The organism is Aeromonas sp. Prich7-2, assembly GCF_017939255.1.
Classification (GTDB): Bacteria; Pseudomonadota; Gammaproteobacteria; order Enterobacterales; family Aeromonadaceae; genus Aeromonas; species Aeromonas caviae.
Genome location: NZ_JAGKRI010000129.1, coordinates 1 through 2,200 on the forward strand (window position 1 = coordinate 1; position 2,200 = coordinate 2,200).

2 protein-coding genes are annotated in these 2,200 nt (G+C 43.2%); one reads left to right on the top strand and one right to left on the bottom strand.

Annotated features, from left to right (window positions below):
- The first annotated feature begins 127 nt into the window (after nucleotides 1-127).
- Nucleotides 128-1,231: an ATP-dependent RecD-like DNA helicase gene (locus J9892_RS17630; RefSeq protein ID WP_282598086.1), complete on the top strand. Its 1,104-nt coding sequence runs from the start codon at nucleotides 128-130 to the stop codon at nucleotides 1,229-1,231.
- Between the two features lie 59 nt (nucleotides 1,232-1,290).
- Here the strand turns inward: J9892_RS17630 and J9892_RS17635 are convergent, their stop codons facing one another.
- Nucleotides 1,291-1,752, bottom strand: coding sequence for an antitoxin Xre/MbcA/ParS toxin-binding domain-containing protein (locus J9892_RS17635; protein WP_234035422.1), 462 nt, complete (start codon nucleotides 1,750-1,752; stop codon nucleotides 1,291-1,293).
- Nucleotides 1,753-2,200 lie beyond the last annotated feature (448 nt).

Here is a 2,200-nt window from a genome sequence, read left to right on the forward strand (position 1 = left end):
AAGAAAATCTCTTTTCTGGTCTGACGGCGCTTACTGCTGAATTCACTGTCGGCGAAGGTAAGTTGATGACTCATGATGAACCCTGTTCCATGGCTCCAGATGACAAACATGATCTCATATCAGGGACTTGTTCGCACCTTCCTTAGATATAATACCAGTACAAGTCGCACTTGCAGGCAAAGCAGCAAAAAGGATGGCAGAGGCAACAAATCAAGAGGCTTATACTATCGCAAGATTTATTAGAAATTTCAATGCTAAAGATTATGAAGGCAGACAACTTGTTATTGTTGTCGATGAAAGCTCAATGGTAGACTTACCTAGTATGTACCGCCTATTGAGATGTGTTCCTAATTCTGCACATGTAATCATGTTAGGCGATATTGGGCAGCTCCCACCTGTAGATTTTGGTCTTGTTTTCCATGAACTGGTGCCAATGCACGACATTCCCAAAATCACATTAACAGAGGTTCGTCGGCAAGATAGACTCTCAAATATTCCGGCTATCTCAGCCGCTATCCGTAATGGTGTTCTTCCAACATTTAGCTACGATGATGTCGTCCATATTGATATAAATGGAACTAATGCAATTCAAAGGAGAGCAGTCTCAATATATTTAGAAAAGCCTGATGAAACACAAATAATTTGCGCTACAACCAAAATGGTTAATGATATAAATAAACGCTGCGTAGCATTTAATAAAAGCAAGCCATTAAGAGTATTCATAGAAGAAGTAAGTCGATATTTAGATACTGAGTTTAAACTACATGACAAAGTAATGTGCTGCTCCAACCTTTACGACCATGACCTGATGAATGGTTCCACAGGACACATTTGCCAAGTTTACAACGTAATGAAAATTCTAAAGAATGATGACAACGATGAATCTTTGACTAGCTTTGGTAAGATACTGTGGGATGACGGCATAGAACGCGAGATCTCGTTGGATATAATCAATGCCCTTCGCCATGCTTATGCTATGACAATTCACAAGAGTCAGGGTTCACAGTTTAAACAAGTCATCATTGTTCTGGATAAGGCCCCAAACATTGATCGAACAATGTGTTATACCGCGATTACACGAGCCGTAGAAAAGGTCTACTTGATCGGGCCTTTGAATATTCTGAGCCAAGCTCTAACGCATGAATCAGCAAGCAAACGAAATGTTGATCTTGGACATAAGGTGAAGGCGTTGCTATTAAAAAATGGCAGGCCTTCCTTTAGCTATTGGTGAATAGCTACCCAGAGTTTGAGTCACTTATCATATCAAAGACCGATTCTGAGCGAACGGGTTCAGGCAATAACCCCATGTTCAATCCGACCAATGAGATCGACCACGGCTTGGACACCGCTTGGTGTAGTCAAGATATTCATAGGTATCTCACCTCCCAGCCCTTTTGCAGGGCAATGTAACCAAGCCATAGCCATAGCAAGATCATCATTGTGTAGCGAGATTGTTGCATCAAGTGCTTGTATTACACTGTATACTCTAGACCCTTGCTCAGGAGTTAGAGGAGTTCCATTCTTTAGTTTACGGGTTATGGTCCTTTTGCTAATACCAACAAGATGACAGATTGTCTTCATATCAGACCTGACAGATTCAACAAGCCTTATAATAATCTCAGGGGGAATTCCTGCAACAATCCATGAATGAACACTCAATGGGTCGGAAGGAATACCTAGAGACATGACAAGTCGTGCACTATGGGGCTTCACATGCCCCTGATTATATGCTGAGTAAGTCATAATGCTCATGTTCTCATTGCAAGATATAGTCTTAAAAGTAGCGATAAAATTCTTCATTGGAAAGCACATCGGTACACTCGATGATCCTCCGTAGGCAACCGAGCGTTAGGTCTTCTCACAGTGGCGACCAGAACCAGCCCGTGAAGTTCAGGTGTTTCCCACAGTTGCGACCTGAACCAGCCCATGGAAGTTCAGGTGTTTCCCACAGTGGCGACCTGAACCAGCCCATGGAAGTTCAGGTGTTTCCCACAGTTGCGACCTGAACCAGCCCGTAAAGTTCAGGTGTTTCCCACAGTAGTGACCTGAACCAGCCCCCCGGTGTCAGAATAGTTGTCGCCTAATCTGAATAATCTAAATGTGAAGACCGGGGGCGGATAAAGAGTGTCGAATGGCTCGTTATTCAAGTGAGCGCAAGGCTGCTTTGCTCAAGAAGCTGCTGCCGCCCATCAATATGTCG